The organism is Zemynaea arenosa, assembly GCF_004614185.1.
Taxonomy (GTDB): Bacteria; Pseudomonadota; Gammaproteobacteria; order Burkholderiales; family Burkholderiaceae_D; genus Telluria; species Telluria arenosa.
Window position 1 is genome coordinate 1 of record NZ_SPVF01000188.1, and the last position, 3,587, is coordinate 3,587.

2 protein-coding genes are annotated in these 3,587 nt (G+C 66.5%); one reads left to right on the top strand and one right to left on the bottom strand.

Annotated features, from left to right (window positions below; genetic code table 11):
• Positions 1–90 precede the first annotated feature (90 nt).
• Complete coding sequence (locus tag E4L96_RS14860) at positions 91–2,880, bottom strand: M16 family metallopeptidase (RefSeq protein ID WP_135208005.1); 2,790 nt, start codon at positions 2,878–2,880, stop codon at positions 91–93.
• 77 nt (positions 2,881–2,957) lie between these two features.
• On the opposite strand from E4L96_RS14860, the gene E4L96_RS14865 reads away from it, so the two are divergent.
• A complete protein-coding gene (locus tag E4L96_RS14865; protein ID WP_135208006.1) occupies positions 2,958–3,494 on the top strand; it encodes a DUF3617 domain-containing protein in 537 nt (178 codons plus the stop codon).
• Positions 3,495–3,587: the final 93 nt, after the last annotated feature.

Consider the following 3,587-nt stretch of genomic DNA (forward strand, 5'->3'; position numbering starts at 1 on the left):
GCCTGATGCGGGGCGCTGCCCGCGCCCGCGGCCCAAGGACGGCCGCGCAGCGCGGCGCGAGGCGTACTGCCCGGCAGCGCGCCGTGCAGCTTACTTCTTCACCTTCGCGAAATCCCCGGCGGACACGATGTTGATGTTCTCCGGCTTCACATACTCCCGCAGCGCCGCATTCACATCCGCCAGCTTGACGGCATTGACCCGCTCCTCCAGCTGCTGGTCGAACGCCATGGTGCGCCCGTAGTTCAGATATGCCGCCAGCTGGGAGGCCAGCACCGCATCGTCGGTCCGGTTGACCTGCTGCGCACGCAGCCAGCCCTTCTTGGCCTCGGCCAGCTCCGCCTCGGTGAAGCCATCCTTCAGCGCCAGCGTCAGCTCATCGCGCAGGGCCGCTTCCACCTTGGCCGTGTTCTCCGGCGCCGAAATCGCATACGCCAGCCACATGCCTGCCGCATCCTGCGCCGGCACCGACAGATCCGAGCCGATCCCGTACGACAGGCCTTCCTTCTGGCGGATACGGTTGGCCAGGCGCGAGCTCAAAGCACCGCCACCCAGCATGTAGTCCGCCATCAGCAGCGCCGGGTAGATCTTGGCGTCGTCCTTCATCGGCAGCGGCAGCACCGCGAACAGCATGCTGTTGGCCTTGTCCGGCGTTTCCATCTTCATGGTCTGCGCATTGACGGCCTTGAACTCGCGCGGCACCCGCACGTAGCCGCGCGCCGCCTTCCAGTCGCCAAACAGCTTGCCCATCTGCGCCTTGAAGGCTGCGGCGTCGAAGTCGCCCACTGCCACCACGGACGCGTGGTCCGCGCCGTAGAACTCCTTGTGGAAGGCCTTCACGTCATCCAGCTTGACCGCCTTCTGTTCCGCCAGCGCTTCGGTCAGCGACAGGGTGTGCTTGACGTGCCCCGCCGGGAACGGATCGAGCATGCGCTGGAAGGCGTTGGAGGCCAGCGGCATCGGTTCCGGGATGGCCTGCTCGGTGTTGCCCACCGTGGCGCGCTGGAACTCGGCGAAATCCGCATCGGCGAAGGCAGGCTTGCGCAGCATCTCGGCCACCAGCTCCATCACGGCCGGGAGGTTGCCACGCGTGGTGCGCACGCGCACGGTCACGCCTTCCGCATCGCCGCCCACGCGCACCTGGGCCTTCAGCTTGTCCCACGCGTCCTTCAGTTCCTGGCGCGGGTGCAGCTGGGTGCCGTAATCCAGCAAGTTGGCAGTGAAGGTGCCCACGGTCTGCTTGCCAGCCAGCGCCTCGGCGGAGCCGGTGCGCAGGCGCAGGGCCACGTTCACCACCTCCCCTTTGGTCTTCTTGGGCAGCAGCGCGCCATTCATGCCATTGGCCAGCGTGAAGCGCGTGGTGCGGGACTCGATGTTGGCCGGCGACGGATCGAAGGCTTCGCCCTGGGCCACGGCGGCGCGGCCATGGTAGTCCTTGACCAGGCTGGCGATGTCCGGCGTCGACGGAATCGTCGCGCGGTCCGGCGTGTCGGTCGGCACGAAGCGGCCGACCGTGCGGTTGGCCGGCTTGAAGTACTTGTCGGCGGCGGCCTGCACGGCCTTTGCGTCCACCTTGGCCAGGCGGTCACGCTCGATGAAGAACAGGCGCCAGTCGCCCGCCGCCATCGACTCCGTGAGCGCGATGGCCAGGCGCGCCGTATTGCTCTGCGCGAGTTCGATGTCCTTGTCGATGGCGGCTTTGGCGCGCGCCACTTCGGCGTCGGTCACCGGGTTGGCCTTCAGGTCTTCCAGCACCGTGAGCATCGCGTTCTGCGCCGGTTCGAGCGGCTGGTCCTTGGTCACGGTGGCGCCGAAGATGCGGTAGCCCGGCTCCAGGTTGCTGACGGTGATCGCCTCGATCTTGGTGGCCAGGTGCGTGTCGACCAGCGCCTTGTGCAGGCGGCCGGACGGCTGGTCCACCAGCACGCGCGACAGCACGCGCAGCGCGGCGGCATCCTCGTGGCCCGAGGGCGGCACGTGGTAGCCCGCGGCCACGTACTGGGTGCCGCCGGTACGGCGCACGGTCACGGCGCGCTCGCCGTCCTGCACCGGTTCCTCGGTGTAGGTCGGCTCCAGCACACGCTTCGGTTTCGGGATGCGGCCGAACTTCTCGGCGACTTCCTTGAGCACCTTGGATTCGTCGATGCGGCCCGCGACCATCAGCACCGCGTTGTCCGGCTGGTAGTAGCGGTGGTAGAACGCGCGCAGGTGGTCGATGTTCACGTGCTCGATGTCCGAGCGCGCGCCGATGGTGGACTTGCCGTAGTTATGCCAGTCGTAGGCGACCGCCTGCAGGCGGTCGGTGGTGACGCTCACCGGATCGCTCTCGCCCATCTCGAATTCATTGCGCACCACGGTCATCTCGCCCTGCTTGGCCTTGTCGTTCCACAGGTCGGCCTGGGCGATACGGGCGTTGACCATGCGGTCCGCCTCCAGCGCCAGCATGGTCGAGAGATTGGCTTCGTTGGCCGGGAAGGTGGCGTAGTAATTGGTACGGTCGAACCAGGTGGTGCCGTTGAAGTCCGCGCCGAGGGACTTGAACACTTCCACCGGTGACGAGGTGCCCTTCTTGACGCCGAAGTTGGCGCTCGGCTTGAACAGCAGGTGCTCCAGCAGGTGGGCCATGCCGGTTTCGCCGTAGTTCTCGTGGCGCGAACCGACCATGTAGATGATGTTGGTGGTCATGGTGGACTGCGACGGGTCCGGGAACAGCAGCACGCGCAGGCCGTTGGCCAGGCGGTACTCGGTGATGCCCTCCACCGAGGTCACCTTGACGGGCGCGCCAGCCTTGACGGCCACGGGCTTGTCCGCTACGGTCGGCCCTGCAGCGAACGCGGGAGACAGCAGACCGGCCGACAGCATTAATACGGTCAAGAGTTTCACGACATCCCTTTCATGAATTTTTTGTGTCAGCGATATTGCCCGACGCTTTTACAAAATGCAACGATGGAGAAACAACAATGCAACCACTCAAGAGCACTCTGCTGACGATCGCCCTCGCGGCGGCCGTGCCGGTCTCGGCCCAGACCATGAAACCGGGCCTGTGGGAAGTGGCGACCCAGATCCAGTCCGCCAACGGCCAGGTCGAGCAGGCCATGGCGATGGCGCAGCAGCAGATGAAGACGATGTCGCCCGAGCAGCGCAAGATGATGAACGACATGATGGCCAAGAACGGGGTCAGCCTGTCGGGTAACGGGGTGACGGCCAAGGTCTGCATCACCAAGGAGATGGCGGCGCGCAACGACGCGCCGATCCAGACGCAGAACGGCTGCACCAGCACGCACTCGCCGATCGTCAACGGGAAGATGAAAGTGAGCTACAGCTGCGCGCAGCCGAAGTCGAGCGGCGAAGGCGAGCTGACGTTCGAAGGCGACAAGGCCTACCGGATGACCATGCGCTCGACGGGGGTGCAGGGGGCGACCGGGGAGATGACGATGAGCGGCAACGGGCGCTGGCTCGGCAGCGATTGCGGCTCGATCAAGCCGGTCACGCGCTGAGCGAAGCCTGGGTTGCGGGAGCGAAACGTGCGACCCGGCCCGGCGGCCGCGTACTGCACACCGTGCGCGGTGCGGCACCAGTCCGGGCGGCGC